At 66.0% G+C, this 18,453-nt stretch carries 17 protein-coding genes; 9 read left to right on the forward strand and 8 right to left on the reverse strand.

The annotated features are described in order from the left end of the window. Window positions 1-4 precede the first annotated feature (4 nt). The 4 genes from ArtHe_RS04765 to ArtHe_RS04780 all read left to right on the forward strand — a co-directional run bounded on the left by ArtHe_RS04765 (window position 5) and on the right by ArtHe_RS04780 (window position 2,976). Complete coding sequence (locus tag ArtHe_RS04765) at window positions 5-856, forward strand: SDR family oxidoreductase (protein ID WP_248318985.1); 852 nt, start codon at window positions 5-7, stop codon at window positions 854-856. Window positions 857-909: 53 nt separating this feature from the next. Further along, a complete protein-coding gene (locus ArtHe_RS04770) occupies window positions 910-1,227 on the forward strand; it encodes a hypothetical protein (RefSeq protein WP_248318986.1) in 318 nt (105 codons plus the stop codon). Between the two features lie 45 nt (window positions 1,228-1,272). Next, window positions 1,273-2,250: an aldo/keto reductase gene (locus tag ArtHe_RS04775; protein WP_248318987.1), complete on the forward strand. Its 978-nt coding sequence runs from the start codon at window positions 1,273-1,275 to the stop codon at window positions 2,248-2,250. Window positions 2,251-2,325: 75 nt separating this feature from the next. After that, window positions 2,326-2,976: a class I SAM-dependent methyltransferase gene (locus tag ArtHe_RS04780; RefSeq protein WP_248318988.1), complete on the forward strand. Its 651-nt coding sequence runs from the start codon at window positions 2,326-2,328 to the stop codon at window positions 2,974-2,976. On the opposite strand, the gene ArtHe_RS04785 is transcribed toward ArtHe_RS04780, so the two are convergent. Then, a complete protein-coding gene (locus tag ArtHe_RS04785) occupies window positions 2,919-3,599 on the reverse strand; it encodes a thioredoxin domain-containing protein (protein WP_248318989.1) in 681 nt (226 codons plus the stop codon). The two genes, ArtHe_RS04780 and ArtHe_RS04785, sit on opposite strands and share 58 nt — an antisense overlap. Before the next feature lie 54 nt (window positions 3,600-3,653). Then, window positions 3,654-4,766: a magnesium and cobalt transport protein CorA gene (locus tag ArtHe_RS04790; RefSeq protein WP_248318990.1), complete on the reverse strand. Its 1,113-nt coding sequence runs from the start codon at window positions 4,764-4,766 to the stop codon at window positions 3,654-3,656. Window positions 4,767-5,115: 349 nt separating this feature from the next. Here ArtHe_RS04790 and uvrA point away from each other — a divergent pair, with 349 nt between their 5' ends. The 4 genes from uvrA (at window position 5,116) to ArtHe_RS04810 (ending at window position 10,449) form a co-directional block, all read left to right on the forward strand. Further along, complete coding sequence (uvrA, locus tag ArtHe_RS04795; protein ID WP_248319671.1) at window positions 5,116-7,602, forward strand: excinuclease ABC subunit UvrA; 2,487 nt, start codon at window positions 5,116-5,118, stop codon at window positions 7,600-7,602. Window positions 7,603-7,877: 275 nt separating this feature from the next. Further along, a complete protein-coding gene (locus ArtHe_RS04800) occupies window positions 7,878-8,852 on the forward strand; it encodes a bile acid:sodium symporter (protein ID WP_248319672.1) in 975 nt (324 codons plus the stop codon). Window positions 8,853-9,070: 218 nt separating this feature from the next. Continuing rightward, on the forward strand, window positions 9,071-9,757 hold the full coding sequence (locus ArtHe_RS04805) for a DNA alkylation repair protein (RefSeq protein ID WP_248318991.1): 687 nt from the start codon (window positions 9,071-9,073) through the stop codon (window positions 9,755-9,757). Between the two features lie 77 nt (window positions 9,758-9,834). Beyond that, entirely contained in the window at window positions 9,835-10,449 is a 615-nt protein-coding gene (locus ArtHe_RS04810; RefSeq protein WP_248318992.1) for a dihydrofolate reductase family protein, read from the forward strand. A 15-nt stretch (window positions 10,450-10,464) separates the two neighbouring features. Here the strand turns inward: ArtHe_RS04810 and ArtHe_RS04815 are convergent, their stop codons facing one another. The 3 genes from ArtHe_RS04815 to ArtHe_RS04825 all read right to left on the reverse strand — a co-directional run bounded on the left by ArtHe_RS04815 (window position 10,465) and on the right by ArtHe_RS04825 (window position 12,971). Next, a complete protein-coding gene (locus tag ArtHe_RS04815; RefSeq protein ID WP_248318993.1) occupies window positions 10,465-11,421 on the reverse strand; it encodes a 2-dehydropantoate 2-reductase in 957 nt (318 codons plus the stop codon). Between the two features lie 68 nt (window positions 11,422-11,489). Further along, on the reverse strand, window positions 11,490-12,089 hold the full coding sequence (locus tag ArtHe_RS04820; RefSeq protein ID WP_248318994.1) for a LysE family translocator: 600 nt from the start codon (window positions 12,087-12,089) through the stop codon (window positions 11,490-11,492). 96 nt (window positions 12,090-12,185) lie between these two features. Beyond that, window positions 12,186-12,971: an AraC family transcriptional regulator gene (locus ArtHe_RS04825; RefSeq protein WP_066301114.1), complete on the reverse strand. Its 786-nt coding sequence runs from the start codon at window positions 12,969-12,971 to the stop codon at window positions 12,186-12,188. 352 nt (window positions 12,972-13,323) lie between these two features. Between ArtHe_RS04825 and ArtHe_RS04830 the strand changes: the two genes are divergently transcribed. Then, a complete protein-coding gene (locus ArtHe_RS04830) occupies window positions 13,324-13,773 on the forward strand; it encodes a hypothetical protein (RefSeq protein ID WP_248318995.1) in 450 nt (149 codons plus the stop codon). Window positions 13,774-13,776: 3 nt separating this feature from the next. Here the strand turns inward: ArtHe_RS04830 and ArtHe_RS04835 are convergent, their stop codons facing one another. The 3 genes from ArtHe_RS04835 to ArtHe_RS04845 all read right to left on the reverse strand — a co-directional run bounded on the left by ArtHe_RS04835 (window position 13,777) and on the right by ArtHe_RS04845 (window position 18,399). Next, window positions 13,777-14,859 (reverse strand): hypothetical protein, encoded by a 1,083-nt coding sequence (locus ArtHe_RS04835; protein WP_248318996.1) that lies wholly within the window; start codon window positions 14,857-14,859, stop codon window positions 13,777-13,779. Between the two features lie 160 nt (window positions 14,860-15,019). Beyond that, entirely contained in the window at window positions 15,020-17,158 is a 2,139-nt protein-coding gene (locus ArtHe_RS04840; protein WP_248318997.1) for a 3-hydroxyacyl-CoA dehydrogenase NAD-binding domain-containing protein, read from the reverse strand. Then, window positions 17,158-18,399 (reverse strand): thiolase family protein, encoded by a 1,242-nt coding sequence (locus ArtHe_RS04845; RefSeq protein WP_248318998.1) that lies wholly within the window; start codon window positions 18,397-18,399, stop codon window positions 17,158-17,160. The genes ArtHe_RS04840 and ArtHe_RS04845 overlap by 1 nt, the downstream gene beginning before the upstream one ends. Window positions 18,400-18,453: the final 54 nt, after the last annotated feature.

Genomic DNA, 18,453 nt, shown 5'->3' on the forward strand with positions numbered 1-18,453 from the left:
CACCATGGCACAGAACAGTCCCACCCTCGCCGTCACCGGAGCCACCGGAGCGCTCGGGGGCGCCGTGGCCCGGCTGCTCGCCGATGCCGGCATACCGCACCGTCTGCTGGCGCGGCACGCCGCCCGGATCTCTCCGCCGCCGGACACCCCGGTCTTCGCGCTCTCCTACGCGGACCGGGACCATGCTGTCAGGGCCCTGGAGGGTGTGGAGACCCTCTTTATGGTCTCGGCAGCTGAGAATCCGTACCGGGCACAGGATCAGCGGACGTTTGTTGATGCAGCGGTGGACGCGGGTGTGCGGCACATTGTGTACACATCCTTTATGGGCGCGGGCCCGGATGACGTTTTTACCCTCGGACGGGACCATTGGGACACCGAGCAGCACATTAAAGCGCGGGGCCTGAAGCACACCTTCCTGCGGGACTGCTTCTACCAGGACATCCTGCCCTCCTTCGTGGGACGCGACGGCGTGATCAGGGGGCCGGCTGCCGACGGCAGGTTCGCTCCAGTCGCCCGGAGCGACGTCGCTGCTTCCGCAGTCCAGATTCTTCGGGATCCTCAGGCCCATGCCGGCGCGACGTATACGCTCACGGGGCCGCAGTCCATCACCATGCAGGACGTCGCGGATACGCTCACCCGGGTCACCGGACAGCAGGTGACCTACCATGCCGAATCGCTCGACGAGGCGGTCGAATCCCGCCGCGCCGCCGGTGCCGCTGAATGGCAGGCTGTGGCCTGGGCCACCAGCTATGCGGCCATCGCCACCGGGGAACTCGCGCAGGTCAGCGACGACGTGGCCGAGCTGACGGGCACGGCACCCTTGAGCTTCGAAGACCATCTGCGCAGCAGGGGTTAGTGTTCACCTGCCGGACCCTTCCCAACCACTGGGCCCGTGGCTAGGGTCGAAGTATGGATCAGGTACTAGACGGCCCAGTCGCGGACTTCCTGCGGGAATGCACAATCACCGGACTGGATGAGACCGAAGCTACGCCCGCTGCGGACCTCTACGGGATGTACATAATCTGGTGCGAGCAGGCGGAACAGGAACCCGTTTCCTCGGCCGTGTTTTCCCGTCAGGTGCAGGCCTCCGGGAGTCAGCCGCGGCGGCGTCACCATGAGCGTGTCTACCCCGGAATCCTGCCCACCGGGCCGATTCCCATCCAGTACATTCTGGAGACCGATAAACCCCCCAGCCTGAACGGCCCCCTCAACACGTACGGGACCTGACGCCAGGTTATGCGCGGCCGCCTGCCCGGTTGATAGCGTGGGACGATGACCACATACAACAGACTTGGTAACTCCGGCCTCACCGTCTCCACCGTCGGACTTGGCTGCAACAACCTGGGCCGTCCCGGCACCGCCACCGAATCGCAGGAGGGCACCGATGCCGTCGTGCATGCCGCGGTCGACGCCGGAATCACCCTTTTTGACACGGCAGACACGTATGGAGCGGTTCCCGGCCTGAGCGAGGAGCGGCTCGGCAAAGCGCTCGGTTCCCGCCGGAGTGACGTGGTCCTGGCCACGAAGTTCGGCATGGATATGAAGGGCGTCAACGGGCCCGACTTCGATGCCCGCGGTTCGCGCCGATACATCATGACGGCGGTGGAGGCGTCCCTGCGCCGGCTGGGTACGGACTGGATTGATCTGTACCAGTTCCATACCCCGGACCCGCTGACGCCGATTGATGAGACGCTGGCTGCCCTGGATGACCTCGTCACCAGCGGCAAGGTCCGCTACATCGGGCACTCCAACCGGGCCGGCTGGCAGATCGCCGAAGCAGAGTTCACCGCCCGTGCCGCCGGGAGCACCCGCTTCATCTCCGCGCAGAACCACTACAATCTGCTGGACCGCCGCGCCGAACTCGAAGTGACTCCGGCTGCTGAGGCCTACGGCCTGGGTGTGCTGCCGTACTTCCCGCTGGCCAACGGCCTGCTCACCGGGAAATACAGTTCCGGTTCGGCCCCCGAGGGAAGCCGCCTGACCCACTCGCGGACAAACCTGCTGCAGGACGCCGACTACGACCAGCTGCGCGAATTCGGGCAGTTCGCCGCAGAGCGTGGTCTGAGCGAAATCCAGGTGGCGTTCTCCTGGCTCGCGTCGCGTCCGTCGGTGTCCTCGGTGATCGCCGGCGCGACCAAGCCCGAGCAGATCCGGCAAAACGCAGAAGCCGCGTCCTGGGTGCCTTCGGACAAGGACCTGGAAGAACTGGACCGGATCTTCCCGCAGGCTCCGAAGGTTGCGCTCTTCTAACCGCCTTGCCCCGTGTGTGTGGCGGGCGGAGGCGCTGGGCCGGCAACCTGACCGTTCGGGCAGGGGAGGGGCACCTTGAGTCAGAGAGACGTCATGGACGCCTACCGGGAACGGGCCGGCGAATACACGCAGCTGCTCGGGTCCCTCGACGCCACCGCTGCGGCAGATCAGGACCTGATTTCGGCCTGGGGCAGTAGCCTCGATGGTCCGGCGGTTGATGCCGGCTGCGGACCCGGACACTGGACCAAGTTCCTGCGGGACCAGGGAGTTGCCGTGGAAGGCATCGACATGGTTCCCGAATTCCTCGCCGAAGCCTCCGCCCGCTTCCAGGACGTGCCGTTCCGCAGCGGAACCCTGGAGGCACTGCCGGTTCCGGACGGCAGCCTTGCCGGGATCCTTGCCTGGTACTCGCTCATCCACCTGCCGCCTGCAAGTGTGCACGGCGTGCTGACCGGGTTTGCGCGCAGCCTGCGGCCGGGCGGCTCACTGTTGCTTGGATTCTTCGAAGGTGCACGTGTGGCGCCGTTCGCGCACGCCGTTGTCACCGCGTATTTCTGGCCTGTACCGGCCATGCACCCGCTTCTCGCGGCGGCCGGGTTCGACGTCATTGAGACGAACACCCGCACCGATCCCGGCCACCGCCCGCACGCCGCCGTGCTGGCCCGGCGTCAGTCCCGGACCGCGGCCTCGATGAGGCTCCGGAACTCCTCGGTGCTGGACGGCTGAATCAGCCGGCCCTCAAGGAAGAACGTGGGGGTTCCTTGGACGTCCAGGGCCACGCCGTCGTTCTTGTCCGCGTTGATCCGTTCCATGGTGGCGGGGTCCGCGATCGCCGCATCGTAGGCCGTCATGTCCAGACCCAGGGATGAGGCGTAGCCGCGGAAGGTTTCGGCCTGCGACTCGGCGTTGTGTGACCATTCGGTCTGCTTCTCGAACATGAGGGCGTGCATCTGCTGGAACTGGCCCTGCTGGGCAGCTGCCTCGACAGCTGCCGCCGAAGTTCCCGAGTTGGGGTGGCCCGGCAAGGGGAAGTACCGGGACACAACGGTGAGGTTTTCCCCGTGTTCAGCGATGAGTTCTTCCACCAGGGGATGGGCCGCGAGGCAGGCTTCGCACTCGAAGTCGAGGAACTCCACCAGCACCGCTTTCTCCTCCGGCGCCTCGTGCAGGCGGTGGCTGTCATCCCGGACCACCTGCGCCTGGGTGGCATCGGCCCCTGCTGGCTCACCGCCGGCCCGGAGATTGGCGATGACGATAATCGCGACGGCGGCCAGAGCTGCGGCAAGCAGCAGGCCGACGGCGATGCGGTTTTGCAGGCTCAGGCGCCGGTTTGAAGCGGAGGCAGGCACAGAAGTGTCTCCTTAGGTTGTTGTTGTGGGGTATTTGAGGGCGGTGCAGAGGATTTACATCCACTTCTTCGCTTTGAAAACGAAGTAGAGCGTCAGCGCGAAGGCCACCATGGCACCCAAAGCCACGGGATAACCGAAGGCCCAGTGCAGTTCCGGCATGTGATCGAAGTTCATTCCGTAGATGGCGCCGATGAGCGTTGGCGCAAAGAGGATTGCTGCCCAGCCGGAGATCTTCTTCATATCCTCGTTTTGCCGCTGCGCGACAAGGGTCGAATTCACGCCGAGGATCTGTGAAAGCGCGTCGCGCAGTTCGGCTACGCGCATGCCGGCATGTGTGAGGTGATCAGCAACGTCCTGCAGATAGACCTGCAGTGGTTCCGGAACCTCGTAGCGGTCAAACCCCTGCCGCAGTTCGACCAGAACGTCAGCCATCGACGACGTGGTGTGCTGCAGGTCAATGACCTCCTGGCTCAGGCGGTAGATACGTTCCGCAACGGCGGCATCTCCGCTGAACACCTGGCGTTCGATTTGCTCCTTATCAATGGCGAGCCCCCGGAGTACCGGAGTGTAACCGTCGACGATCGCATCGAGGAGCCGGTATGCCACGGCTTCGGGCCCCAGCGTGAGGAGGTGCTCGTCGTCGAGCAGGGTGCGTCCGCCGCGGTCCGCGATGTCCGCCGGGTTACCGGCCAGGGCGGCTTCATCGGTCCCGTCGATCCACCGTTTGTCCTGGCAGAGGACCGCGATGGCGTGCGGGCGGACCAGGACATGGAACTCGGAGAAATCCACGTCCTCGGCGGCGTCGTCGTACCGCGCGGACCGCACGACCATAAAGAGGACATTCCCGTAGCGTTCCAGCTTCGGGCGCTGACCCCCGTGCCGCAGGTCTTCCACCAGCAGCGGGTGGAGATCCCATGCCTCGGCGAGCTCATCGATGTCATGTGGTGTCGGTGCCGGGAAGAGGCACAACGCCATCCGGTTGGGCTCAGTTTCCGCGAAATCGAGTGCCTCGGCAACAGACGCACTCTCGGGCGTGGGGCTTAGCCGTCCATCGATGACGAACCGGGTCCGCCTCGAGGAAACTGCTGCTTCAGCCCGGTCCAGGACAGGCCTCCGGTGGAACAGCGTGCGCCGCCGTGAGGACTCGTCGCTGTAACGCTGGGGCATAGGTGTAATCCTCCTGGATGTATCAGATGGGCTCTAACCCCAGTTAGGCCGGTGCACGCCCCACCTGTGGATGCCGGGATGCGCGCCGGCTTTGTGCGGCACTGAATCTAACTTATCCCGGTGGGTCAGTGGGTCCTGACCGGGAGCTGCAGGTAGGAAGCGCGCTCGGTGCCGCGCCGTGTATCTCTCAGCTGCAACACTTGCCTTAACGCCCTGCGCGAACCCCGGCCCAAATCGCCGGATGACGACCACGCCCCCTGTTAGCGTCGAAGGGGTGAGCACCAAACCTGTACCAGCCGTCCAGTCCGCTCCCAACCCCCGCAGTGCCGCCAGTACGTCCGGCAACGGCATGGTCCGTGTCCGCGGTGCGGAGGAGAACAACCTCCGCAGCGTCGACGTCGACATTCCCCGGGACGCGATCGTGGCCTTCACCGGCATCTCCGGTTCCGGCAAATCCTCGCTGGCTTTTGGCACCATCTATGCCGAAGCGCAGAAGCGGTACTTCGAATCCGTCGCGCCCTACGCCCGCCGGCTGATCTCCCAGGGCCACAACCCCAAGGTGGAGCAGATTACGGGGCTGCCGCCCGCCGTCGCGCTCCAGCAGCGGCGCGGGACCGCCAGTTCCCGCTCAACGGTGGGAACGCTCACCACCCTGTCCAACTCGATGCGCATGCTCTTCTCCCGCGGCGGCACCTACCCGGCTGACGCAGTCCCCGGCAGCCTGGACTCCGACGCCTTCTCGCCCAACACCGCGGCGGGCGCCTGCCGCGAATGCTCCGGACTGGGCATCGCACACACCGTCACCGAAGACTCCCTGGTCCCGGATCCCAACCTGACCATCCGCGAAGGTGCCATTGCAGCCTGGCCGGGTGCCTGGCAGGGCAAGAACCTCCGGGACATCCTCATCCACCTCGGCTACGACGTCGATGTGCCCTGGCGGAAGCTGCCGAAGGAGGACCGCGACTGGATCCTCTTCACCGACGAACAGCCGGTGGTGACCATCACCCCGCAGCGGGACCGGGTCGCCAAACCGTACAAGGGCCGGTTCTGGAGCGCGAAGAGCTACGTACTGCACACCCTCGCCGATTCGGGCAGCGCCAAGATGCGCGAACGGGTGCTGGAATGCATGGTCTCCGGTCCCTGCCCGGTCTGCGGGGGAGCGGGCCTGCGCCCGGAGGCGCTGGCCGTCACGTTCGCCGGCCGGAATATCGCGGAACTGAATGGGGCCACCCTGGGCGAGCTGGCGGAAATTATCCGGCCGACGGCGGAGCTCAAGGCGGCCGGCACCGCCTCCCGGGCGGCTGCATCGAATGAGGACACCGACGTGGCAGTCACCATCACCCGCGACCTGCTCGCCCGGCTGGAAGTGCTGACTTCCCTGGGCCTGGGCTACCTCAGCCTCTCCCGCGCCACCCCCACACTCTCCCCGGGAGAGATGCAGCGGCTGCGGATCGCCACCCAGCTGCGCTCCGGCCTGTTCGGCGTCGTCTACGTCCTGGATGAGCCCTCCGCCGGACTGCACCCTGCGGATGCCGAGCCGCTGCTGGCGGTCCTGCAGGAACTCAAGGACGCCGGGAACTCGGTCTTTGTGGTGGAGCACAACATGGACGTGGTGCGCAGCGCCGAATGGATCGTGGACGTTGGCCCGCAGGCCGGCGACGGCGGCGGGACAGTCCTCTACAGCGGTCCGGTGGCGGGGCTCGCCGACGTCGCGGAGAGCGCCACCCGCCCCTTCCTTTTCGGTGAAGCGCAGGAATCCGTTCCCGCCCGCCGCCGCGCCGAGCAGTGGCTCTCGCTGAAGGGCATCACCCGGCACAACCTCACGGACCTCGACGCCGAAATCCCCCTCGGCGTCCTGACCGCCGTCACCGGGGTCTCCGGCTCCGGGAAGTCAACGCTGGTCAGCCAGGTGCTGGCCGAAGCGGTCGGCACCCGGGTCAACGGCGCTCCGCCGGAACCGGAAGTGACTGACGAAGCCGGTGACGCCGCCGCCCGGGACGAGGACCCCGGCGTCCAGGTCCGCAGTATTGCCGGACTGGAACACCTGGACCGGCTCGTCCGGGTGGACCAGCGGCCCATCGGACGCACACCGCGCTCCAACCTCGCCACGTACACCGGCCTGTTCGACGCCGTCCGCAAGCTCTACGCGGGCACGGATGAGGCCCGCGCCCGCGGCTACAGCGCCGGCCGGTTTTCCTTCAACGTGGCCGGCGGGCGCTGCGAAACCTGCCAGGGCGAGGGATTCCTTGCCGTCGAACTGCTGTTCCTGCCCGGCACCTACGGCCCCTGCCCGGCCTGCCACGGCGCGCGCTACAACGAGGAAACCCTCGAGGTCACCTACCGGGGCAAGTCCATCGCAGAGGTCCTGGGCATGCGCGTGGAGACCGCGGCGGAGTTCCTGGCCGATGTACCGGCGGCTGCCCGCAGCCTCCGGACCCTGCTCGACGTCGGCCTGGGCTACCTGCGGCTCGGTCAGCCCGCCACGGAACTCTCCGGCGGCGAAGCCCAGCGGATCAAACTTGCCACCGAACTGCAGCGGGCCCGCCGCGGCCACACCCTGTACCTGCTGGACGAGCCGACCACCGGGCTCCACCCCCAGGACGTGCAGCTGCTGCTGGCGCAGCTGAACCGGCTGGTGGACGCTGGCAACACCGTGGTGGTGGTGGAGCACTCGATGAACGTGGTGGCTGCCACGGACTGGGTGATCGACATGGGCCCGGCAGGCGGCGACGACGGCGGCCGGATTATCTGTGCCGGAACCGCGGACGAGGTGGCTGCCTGCGAAGCCTCGCGTACAGCGCCGTACCTGGCAGCTGCGCTAAAGCGGCTCGGCTGAGCTGCTGTAGGTCACGGTGGTCCCGGCCGGTGGGCCAAGTGGCGGCCGGAGGGTCCGGAACGGCGGCAACGAAACTCCCCGCTCGCAGAGCTCGCAGGGAGTATTAAAGCCGCCTAACCCGGACCTTCCTGCCGCCGGTAACGGTGGCTGGCTTGGGCGGTTCGGTTCGCTGCTGCAGGACTAAGCGGATGGGTCGCGTCCTTGGTCACCGGGGAGAGGCTACAGTACGGAAGTGCCAAGATGGGGGAGTGAACTTCCCCCGGCTCGTTGAACGCATGGACCGGCACCAAATCGGGCTTTACTTTGGGGCGCTTCTCGCAGGTGCCGTGATTGGCTGGTTCCTTCCGGCGGCCGCGCCGGCGTTCGAGTTCTCCGTCAACCCGGCGCTGGGCGCGCTGTTGTATACAACGTTTCTCGGGATTCCGTTCGGCAGGCTGATCGAGGCACTCCACGACGGCAGGTTTATGGCTGCGGTACTCGTCCTGAACTTCCTGCTGGTACCGGTTGTTGTATATGTGCTGACCCGCTTCATCGCAGGGGAGCAGGCATTGCTGGTCGGAGTGTCGATGGTGCTCCTGACTCCATGCATTGACTACGTGATTGTCTTCTCCGGCCTGGCTGGCGGATCCAGCGATCGGCTTCTGGCTGCCGCACCCGTGCTCATGCTGCTCCAAATGCTCCTTTTGCCTCTCTACCTGCTGGTTATTGTGGGCCCGGGCATTGGCTCGGTCCTTGAACCCGGACCGTTTTTGGCGGCTCTCGTGTGGCTGATCCTGGTCCCGCTGGTCCTGGCGGTGATGACGCAGGCGGCCAGCCGGAATTCCGACGCCGCGGGGAAGTTCACGCGCTTTGTTCAGGACCTGATGGTGCCTCTCATGATGCTCACCCTCGCCGTTGTGGTTGGCTCGCAGATCAGTGCCGTCGGCGGTCAACTCCCTTCGCTGCTCCCCGTTGTGCCCCTGTACGCAGCTTTCCTCGCAGTCATGGTCCCCCTTGGCCTGGGCCTGGCCAAGGCATTCAGGCTGGATGTCCCCGGGACCCGGGCGGTCATCTTCAGCGGAGCTACCCGGAATTCCCTGGTGGTTCTTCCCCTGGCACTCGTCCTCCCTGCGCCGCTGGGGTTGGCGCCTCTCGCCGTCGTCACCCAAACCCTGGTTGAACTGGCCGGCATGCTGCTCCTGGTGCGGCTCATCCCACGGCTTGTTCGTGCTCCGGAAAGAAGCGCTTGCCAGCATCAGCCAGAGGCGTAGGGTGCACCCATGAGCGACGCACCGGTGCAGCTGACTGACCCAACCCCTGACGCGGTTGTTGAGTTCATTGGCCGGGTACGTGAGACCCCTGGCCCGAGGATGCCGCCGCATTTACGGCATCGGCCTTGCCCGGCGCAGCGTAGAGGCTTTGTACAACGTGAGCGCCCGGCACGCTGACCGAAGGTAGGCTGGAATTTCAGCGGATGAAGAGAGCAAAAATGGCTGCGACAGAAACGACCGCCACCACAGTTGATGAGGTGCTGGCCCAGCTGGCCGCGCTGGAGGATCCGAAGGCCCGGGCAGTCAACGAAAAGCACGGTGACGATCACGGCGTGAGCCTGAGCAAGCTCCGCGCCGTCGCAAAGCAGTTGAAGACGCAGCAGGAACTTGCCCGGGAGCTGTGGTCGACGGGTGACACCGCGGCCCGGCTGGTGGCGCTGCTGATCTGCCGCCCGAAAGCGTTCGAACGCGGCGAACTGGACACCATGCTGCGCGAGGCCCGCGTGCCCAAAGTGCACGACTGGTTCGTCAACTATGTTGTGAGGAAGAGTCCGCATGCGGAAGAACTGCGGCTTCTCTGGTTTGCGGATCCGGATCCGGTAGTGGCCAGCGCCGGCTGGGCGTTGACCAGTGAGCGGGTATCCAAGAGTCCCGACGGGCTGGATCTGCCTGGCCTGCTGGACACGATTGAGGCGGAGATGAAAGATGCCCCGGACCGCCTGCAATGGGCGATGAACAACTGCCTGGCCCAGATCGGCATCTCCCACCCTGGGCTTCGCGCCCGGGCCATCAGCATTGGCGAACGGCTGGAAGTGCTCAAGGACTACCCGACGCCGCCAAACTGCACCTCGCCGTACGCACCCATCTGGATCACGGAAATCGTGCGCCGGCAGCAGGAGGACTGAGGGCCACTGATTAAAAGGCAGCCGGGTCCGCCGGTCTACGCGACAACCGGGCTGCCGCATATGTGAAGGAGCACATCGTGGGAAGACTATCGCTGGACCTGTTCATCACGCTCGACGGCGTGTACCAGGCCCCCGGGGGCCCCGATGAGGATCCGGAGGGCGGATTCGAATACGGCGGCTGGCAGGCAGCATATTCCGACGAGGAGACCGGCGCGTCGATCATGGCGAACATCGACAGCATGGACGCGTTGCTCCTCGGCCGGAAAACCTATGACATTTTTGCCGCGTTTTGGCCCGTCCAAAGCGCAGGGGATCCCATCGCGGCCAAATTCAATGCCATGCCCAAATTCGTTGTGTCCCGCTCCCTGGCCGATCCCGCCTGGGACGGTACCGCGGTGCTGAGAGGCCCCGCGGACGTGGCTGAGCTCAAGGACCGGTTCAACGACATTCATGTGATTGGCAGCGGAGACCTGGCACGCCCGCTGCTCGAGGCGGGGCTTATCGACAGACTCAACCTCTTCCTGTATCCGCTGACCTTCGGCACCGGCAAACGGCTGTTTCCTGACGGCGCCGGGGTTCCGGCGGCCTTCGCCCTGGCTGAGGCGCCCAAGGGCTTCCCCAAGGGAGCGGTCTCCCTGGTCTACGAACTTGCGGGCGACCCCATTACGGGCATTGACATCAGCCAGGCGTAGCGGAGCGAGGGCAGGTCAGCCGTCTCGCAGTTTCAGGGCGCGGTAGATTGTGTCGTGAATCGGCACGCGCACTCCGTACTGCCCCGCAATCCGCACAACGGCCCCCGTCTGCTCGTCGATCTCCGAGGGCCTGCCGGCGGCTAGATCACGCTGCATCGAAGAAGTGCTGCCGGGATCGAAGGCGTCGTACAGGTGCATCATCGCCACGACGTCGCTTTCGTCCAGGGGAGTGCCGGCAGCCGTGGCAAGGTTGGCCACTTCCCTCATCGCGTCCCGGACGAGGCTCCGGCTGAGCGGGTTGGTACGCGTCCGGCCCACCGGTTCCCGGGACAGGGCTCCCACTCCGCCGTAGGAGGTGATCAGCATGAACTTCCGCCACATATCGGCAGTGATGTGCGCGGAGATGGTGGTCTGCACCTGGGCGTCCGAGAGCGCCGCCGCCAGTTTTTCAACCCGGCTGGTGACCTTCCCGTTCAGTTCTCCCAGGGTGATGCCCGGCTGGCCGCCGACGTGATGCACGATCCCCGGTTCGGTCAGGTAGGAGATGATGATGCAGACTCCGCCCAGCGCGTGACCCTCGCCGACTGCGTCGGTGATCTGGTGTGCGGCGCTCACCCCGTTTTGCAGCGGGAGGACCGCAGTATCAGCCCCGACCAAGGCCTTGGCCTCCAGCAGCGCCTCGCGGACCTGGCCGGCCTTGCTGGCCACAATTACCGCATCGCAGGCACCAATCGCCGCCGCATTTGTGCTGATACTGGCCGGCCTTGCCATGAACCCCTCCGACCCGTCTCCTCTGGTGACGCGGATTCCGCAGGACCGGATGGGCTCGATATGCCGCGGTGTCGCCACCAAGTGCACTTCGTGGCCGGCGCGTGCCAGCGCCGCGGCGAAATAGGCGCCCACCCCTCCGGCTCCCACGACCCCGATCTTCAGGGTCTGTCCACTCGTCTGTGTCTCCGGGGAATTCGTCATGCCCCCAACGTAGTGCCATCACCCCGCGGCGGCGCGGAAGGCAGGCCTGACCTATGGGTGGGGCGCCCCTACCGTACGAGGCCAACGATGAGGGTGATGATCATCCCGGTGCCCAGCAGTACGAGGAAACCCCCAGCTGCCTTCGTGATCCAGGGCAGGAAACGGGAGAGCTTCGCCAGCGCCCGGTCAGATCCCAGCGCGACGGCTATGAACAGGTCCCAGACCAGGACGACGGCGAACATCCAGGCGCCGTAGAGCATCAATTCGCCGGTGCCGGCGCCGGAGAGCCCAGTGGCGAGGGCGACGTAGAAGAGCGCGTTCTTCGGGTTGAGCAGGCCGGAGGCTAACCCGAGTCCCAGATTCTTTCCCCAGGTGTTGCCAGGCGCTGCAGGTTCGTTCATGACACTGATGCGGGCACTGGAACGGAGGAACGCGATGCCAATGTAGGTCAGAAACAGCCCGCCGGCCGTTTGGACAATGCCGAGCAGCGTCGGATGCGAGACCAGGGACAGCCCGGAGAACGCGGCAGCGATAAAGACGCCGTTGGCCAGTGCGATCCCGAGGCACGCGCCGCTGGCGGTCCGCCATCCGCTGCTCACCGCGCTGCGGGCGATCAGGAAGAAATCCACCCCGGGGATCAGCAAGGCCAAAAAATGTGCTGCTGCCACAGCAAAGAACTGCTCCATCTATCCCCAGCTATCTCGACGACGTACCTCGTTCAGGATGCGGGTTGGGTCAGGGAGCAGTCTTGTACGAAATTGCGGTTAGCCGCGGTAGGTTCCCGGAGACGCGGCCACGTGGGCGCGGAAGACCCTGTGGAAGTGGCTCTGGTCCACGAACCCCAGGGCATGGGCGGTGTCGGCCAGGGCCCGGCCTTCGCGGAGCATCCGCCGCGACGCTATGACGCGTTCGTTTTGGCGCCAGGCCAGCGGTGCCAGCCCGGTCTGGCGCTTCATGGCCCGGATGAGCTGGTATTTTCCCATTCCCGCCAGCGCGGCCAGGTCCTCGAGGGACGGGTTCGATTCATCCTGCCGCAGCCGGACAAAGACCGGAAGCAGACGGGCAAGAAGCTCTGCATCGCCGTCGGCAGCCAGTCGGTACGTCGGTTCAAGCGCCGCACATTGATGCAGGCCGGCCCGGAACCCGGTTTCGGTTCCGCTGGGTTCAGCATCGTTGAACAGCAGATTGTTGATGGCGGTGAACCGACGGTAAATCTCCGGCTGCCGGTACACCCTGATTCCGGCCAGGAGATGTGCCGCCGTCGGAGGCAGAAGGGCCGTGATCCAGTTCTGGTCCGCCTGGATCATTTGGTACTGCCAGCGGCCTTCATCCGGGTTGCAGGCGTGGACGTGGCCTGCCGGAATGAGGATGACGTCGCCGGCCGTCAGCCGGACCGGGTCTCCCACGGCACCGCTGAACACGGTGGTACCCGAGTCGATCAGGCCTATCGAGAACCGGTCATGGGTGTGAGGGCGGTAGCAGGCACTGTCCCGGCAGGACCGGCGCGATTCCAGATGCGGCACCTGCCTGCTGTGCCAGAACTCTGTCACGCGTTTCCTGCCTCTTTCCGCTGGACTGGGTTTTCGTGAGCCTCGACATCCTCCGGCGGCCTTCGCCACTCCAAGAGTCGCAAAGGCACCAATCAAAGCTGTGGCAGTCTATCTGACTCCAACCTCGACTCCTTCACGGCAGCGGCATGATCACGGTCCCCCCCCCCCCCCATGTACTGCACCGGCAATCCAAGAATGCCCAGAGCGGGATCCCGGCACCGGAGAGAACCTTTCCCGCTGGACGGTGCTGGAGTGGGGGCATACTTTCCGGACTGCTACGCTGCGGGCCATGGTGGATTCGGCAACAGGCGAACGGTGGAGGGCCGAGTAGGCGGCTGTTACCGGGCTGATCATGATTGCCTGTTATGCGACCGTCGGGGCCTTCCAAGTGCTGGCCTGGAATCCGCAGGCGGCTGTGCCCGGGGCAACGCTCGACGAAATCCGGACAGCTATGGCCGGAGCCAACGAGTCCCTAGCCATGCCTCTGGTACTCGCTTGGGCCGTCACTGGGATGCTGCTCGCAGGATTGGTCCTCATCGCATCACAGCGGGGTCCCGGACTCTGGGTGAGCACGGTCGTCAGGATGGATTTACTGCTTTTGGTCCTTGCGGCGCCGTCACATTGGTTCGCCTCGTTCCCCGCCGGTATGGGGATTGCCGATACCTTTGCCACAACCGGCGGTGACCATTCGCCCTGGGGCATGCTGCTCTACCTCGTGAGCGCCGTTGCCCTGATTGCGCTGGTGGTCGTCATGCTCCTAGGCAGGCGGCGACCGCCTTCTCGCCGCCCGGCAGGCCCATAGGCCTTACTGCTCAGGGCGGCGTACCCGGCTCCAGATGTCGTCGTTGTGGTCCCGGTGCCAGTGCTGGCGCGGGGCATCTTCCTCGCGGGCGGCATCCGCAAGCCACAGTGTGGAATCGGGGTCCCATCCGGCAAGGACTGACGCCGTGTCTGGACCCACCTGGAGCGCCCGGCCTGCAGTATGAAGATAGCCGGAGATCGTGAGGTGGACTGCGTCCCACTCCCCGGCAACCTGCTGCCAGTCCGGGATGACCCAGCGGCCGTCCCGTCCGGTGGTGTGGAACCAATCGTGTCTGCGGGAGGCAGTGACGTCCAGCGGATAGGCGCGGCAGAGGAAGATCCAGTCATCCGCTGTGCGGATCTCGAAGGTCCGGCCAGCCCCGTATACCGGAATCACGGTTGCCTCCTCCCAACCGAGGGAATCTTCCACCAGGGTGAGGGCCTGCGGGATTGCACCCACTGTCCGGAGGAGGCGGAGGGGGAAGGACCACCAGCTTCCAGAGAAATTGGCGTAAACGCTCTCAGGGCGGTCGCGTGCGGCCCGGGCTTCCTCAGCCCGTATCTCTTCCGCCCACCTGCTCAACGCCTGCTGCGGCTCCCGTGGCAGCGGCGCCGGGTCCTCCGCTGACCGCCAATCAATAGCCCACTGTTCCGGCCGGCGGGACTGGGACCATTCCCGCCACGTGGGGGTTGCCAGGACCTGCTCGGCGAGCGGGCGGAAAGCTTCGACGATGGCTGGGAGCCCAGCGAGCACGTCTTCCCCATCGGGTTCCTGCCAGTAGCGGGCGTTACCTACCGAGCACTCAAGCGCCGCCATCAGCTGCGCCTCCGTGAGACTGGAAGCATCGATGGAACTCAGTGCCGCCGCCAGGTCTTCCAGCGACGGGGATTCGCCCGGACCTGTGGAATCGCCCGGGCCGTCGCTGGACAACGCGAACAGGACAGTGGATGTCCCTTTGCCCGGGTCCAGTTCGTACCCCAGCCGGAAGACGGCGTTCCTGACGCCGGGATCAAGTTCCATCGCGAGCTCAAGGCACAGGCGCCGGCCACGGGGACCGTCAAGAAGCAACTCGGGCTGGGCTTTCATCCGCCCATCTTCGCATGGCCGCTCTAACGCGAAAGCGCCGGACGGACCGGGTTAGGCGGCTTTAATATTCCCTGCGAGCTCTGCGAGCGGGAATTTCGTTGCCGCCGTTCCGGTCCGCCCGGCGCGTGCCCAGCGAATCAGCCAGATGAAGCGGAAAGGACTATGCAGCAGCCACCGGAACAGCACCGGCGTTGAACAGCTTTCCGTTGACCCGGTCGGAGGCCCCCACCCGGTCCAGGTACGGCGTAATGCCGCCCAGATGCATCGGCCAGCCGGCACCGAGGATGACGCACAGGTCGATGTCCTCGGGGCCCGCCACCACGCCCTCGTCCAGCATCAGGCCGATTTCCTCAGCGAGGGCGTCCTGCGTGCGGCGCAGCACCTCCTCCGCGGTTGACGGTGAGTCGCCGAAGGAAAGGAGTGCGAGGGTCTCCTCCGGGACGTACGGCTTCCCGTCGGCGTCCTGCTGCCACAGCGACTTGATGCCGGCGTCGATCAGCTTCTGCGAATTTTCCGAGACATGGAACCGGTCGCCGAAGGCAGCGTGCAGGGATTCCTGCACATGCTGTCCCACCGGCAGGCCCACCAGGGCCAGCAGGTTGAACGGCGTCATCGGCAGTCCCATGGGGCGCAGTGCGTTGTCCGCCGTCGCGGCGTCGGTGCCCTCATCGAAGACCTTCGTGATTTCGCCGAACATCCGGCCGAGGATGCGGTTGACCACAAACGCGGCGGCATCCTTGACCAATACGGCGGTCTTCTTCAGCTGCTTCGCGAGGACAAATGCGGTGGCCAGCACGGCGTCGTCGGTCTTCGGGGCGCGCACAATCTCCAGCAGCGGCATGACGGCCACCGGGTTGAAGAAGTGGAAGCCCACCACGCGCTCGGGGTGCTGCAGGTCCGCTGCCATTTCGGTGACGGACAGGGAAGACGTGTTGGTAGCGAGGATGCACTCGGGGGAGACGACGGCCTCCACCTCGGCGAAGACCTGTTTCTTCACGGACATTTCCTCGAACACTGCCTCGATCACGAAGTCGGCGTCGGCGAAGGCTTCCTTGGACACCGATCCGGTGACCAGAGCCTTGGTGCGGTTCGCAGCGTCGGGGGAGATGCGGCCCTTGCCGAGCAGCTTGTCCACCTCGGCGTGGACGTAGCCCACACCCTTGTCCACCCGCTCTTGGTCGATGTCCGTCATCACCACGGGAACCTTCAGGTTCTTCGCGAACAGCAGGGCGAGCTGGCTGGCCATCAGGCCTGCGCCCACGACGCCGACCTTGGTCACCGGCCGGGCCAGCTTCTTGTCCGGCGCGCCGGCCGGACGCTTGCCGCGCTTCTGCACGAGGTCCAGGAAGGCATACACGGTGGACTGGAACTGCGGAGTCTGCATCAGTTCAGCCAGCGCATCGCATTCGGCCTCGCGGGACTGCTCGCGGGTCCAGTTCTTTCCGGCTTCGAAGATGTCCAGCACCTTGGCCGGGGCCGGAGCTGCGTTGGAGGTGCGTGCCTCCACGAAGGCCCGGCCGGCGGCAACTGCGGCGTCCCAGCGGTCGCCAACGTCGGAAGGCTCGACGGCGTTCGGCCGGTTCACGGTCTCCGCGCCGGTAATGACCCGGGACGCCCAGGCGAGGGACTGCTCCAGGAAGTCGGCCGGCTCAAACAGGGCATCCGCCACACCGAGCTTGTAGGCCGCTGGACCGGACAGGGTCCGGTTGTTGCTCAGGGGGTTCTCGATCATTACCTTGACGGCATTCTCGGGACCGATCAGGCGCGGCAGCAGGTACACGCCGCCCCAGCCCGGCACCAGGCCGATAAACGCTTCCGGCAGCGCCAGGGCGCCGGCGCCGGTGGAAACCGTGCGGAAATCGGACTGCAGGGCAATCTCCAGCCCGCCGCCGAGCGCCACGCCGTTGATGAACGCGAAGCTGGGAACGCCCAGGTTACCGAGCTTGCTGTAGACCTCGTGGCCCAGGGCTGCCATGGCCACGCCGTCCTCGTACTCGGCCAGGGTTTTCACTGCCGAAAGGTCAGCGCCCGCCACGAGGTAGTGGGGCTTGCCGGTCACGCCGACGCCCACGATCTCGCCCCGGCCGGCCCGTTCTTTGAGGAAATCGAGCACACTGCCGAGCTCCAGCAGGGTGTTCGGGCCCAGCGTGGTGGGGCGCGAGTGATCGACGTCGTTGTCCAGCGTGATGAGCGCAAAGGTGCCCGCTCCGCCGGGCAGTTCCACGTCACTGACGTAGGAGTGGGTGACAACCTCGTTCGGGAAGAGCCCGGCCAGGCGCTGGTAATCAGGTGCGGTCATTACTTCGAAGCCTCCGTGGACTCGGTGTTGTAATCGGGGTGGTTGGGGTTTTCCCAGATGACGGTGGCGCCCATGCCCAGGCCGATGCACATGGTGGTCATGCCGTAGCGCACCGAGGGGTCTTCCTCGAACTGGCGGGCCAGCTGGGTCATCAGCCGGACGCCGGACGACGCCAGGGGATGCCCGACGGCGATCGCGCCGCCGTAGCGGTTGACCCGGGGATCGTCGTCGGCGATGCCGAAGTGGTCCAGGAAGGACAGGACCTGCACGGCGAAGGCCTCGTTGATTTCGAACAGGCCGATGTCCTCAATGCTCAGTCCGGTCTGCTTCAGTGCCTTCTCGGTGGCCGGGACCGGGCCAATGCCCATCACCTCGGGCTCGACGCCGGCGAAAGCGTAGCCGACCAGGCGCATCTTCACGGGCAGGCCGAGTTCCTCAGCGGCATCCGCGGAGGCCAGCAGGGCCGTGGTGGCGCCGTCGTTCAGTCCTGAGGCGTTGCCGGCCGTCACGCGGCCGTGCGGCCGGAACGGGGTACGCAGTTCTGCCAGATCCTCAACGGTGGTGCCCGGGCGGGGGCCTTCGTCGACGCTGCTGAGGGTCCAGCCGGCGCCGGGCTTTTTGGTGACTACGGGCACCAGATCCGGCTGGATCTGATTGCCGGCGTAGGCCTTGGCCAGCTTTTCCTGGCTCGCGGCGGCGTACGCGTCGGTGCGGTCCTTGGTGATCTCCGGAAAGCGGTCGTGCAGGTTCTCCGCGGTGTTGCCCATGTTCAGGGCAGCCGGATCCACCAGCCGCTCGGTAACGAAGCGCGGGTTCGGGTCCGCGCCCACACCCATCGGATGGTGGCCCATGTGCTCCACGCCGCCGGCAATCACGACGTCGTAGGCGCCGAAACCGATACCCGACGCCGTCGTCGTTACGGCGGTCATGGCACCGGCGCACATCCGGTCGATCGCGAAGCCGGGAACCGTGCGGGGGAGCCCGGCCAGCAAGGCTGCGGTGCGGCCGATGGTCAGGCCCTGGTCGCCGGTCTGGGTGGTGGCGGCGATGGCTACCTCGTCAACGCGCTCCGGCGGCAGCGACGGGTTGCGGCGCAGGAGTTCGCGGATGCACTTGACCACCAGGTCATCGGCGCGGGTGTCGGCGTACATGCCCTTCTCGCCGGCTCTTCCAAACGGGGTCCGAACGCCGTCGACGAAAACAACGTCCCTGATTTGCCGTGCTCGGCTCTGTGGGCTCACGTACTGCTCCTCTTTGAGGTCTTGACGGGGAACGCGGAAATGAGTTCCCCGCCA

Source organism: Arthrobacter sp. Helios, assembly GCF_023167125.1.
Taxonomy (GTDB): Bacteria; Actinomycetota; Actinomycetes; order Actinomycetales; family Micrococcaceae; genus Arthrobacter_B; species Arthrobacter_B luteolus.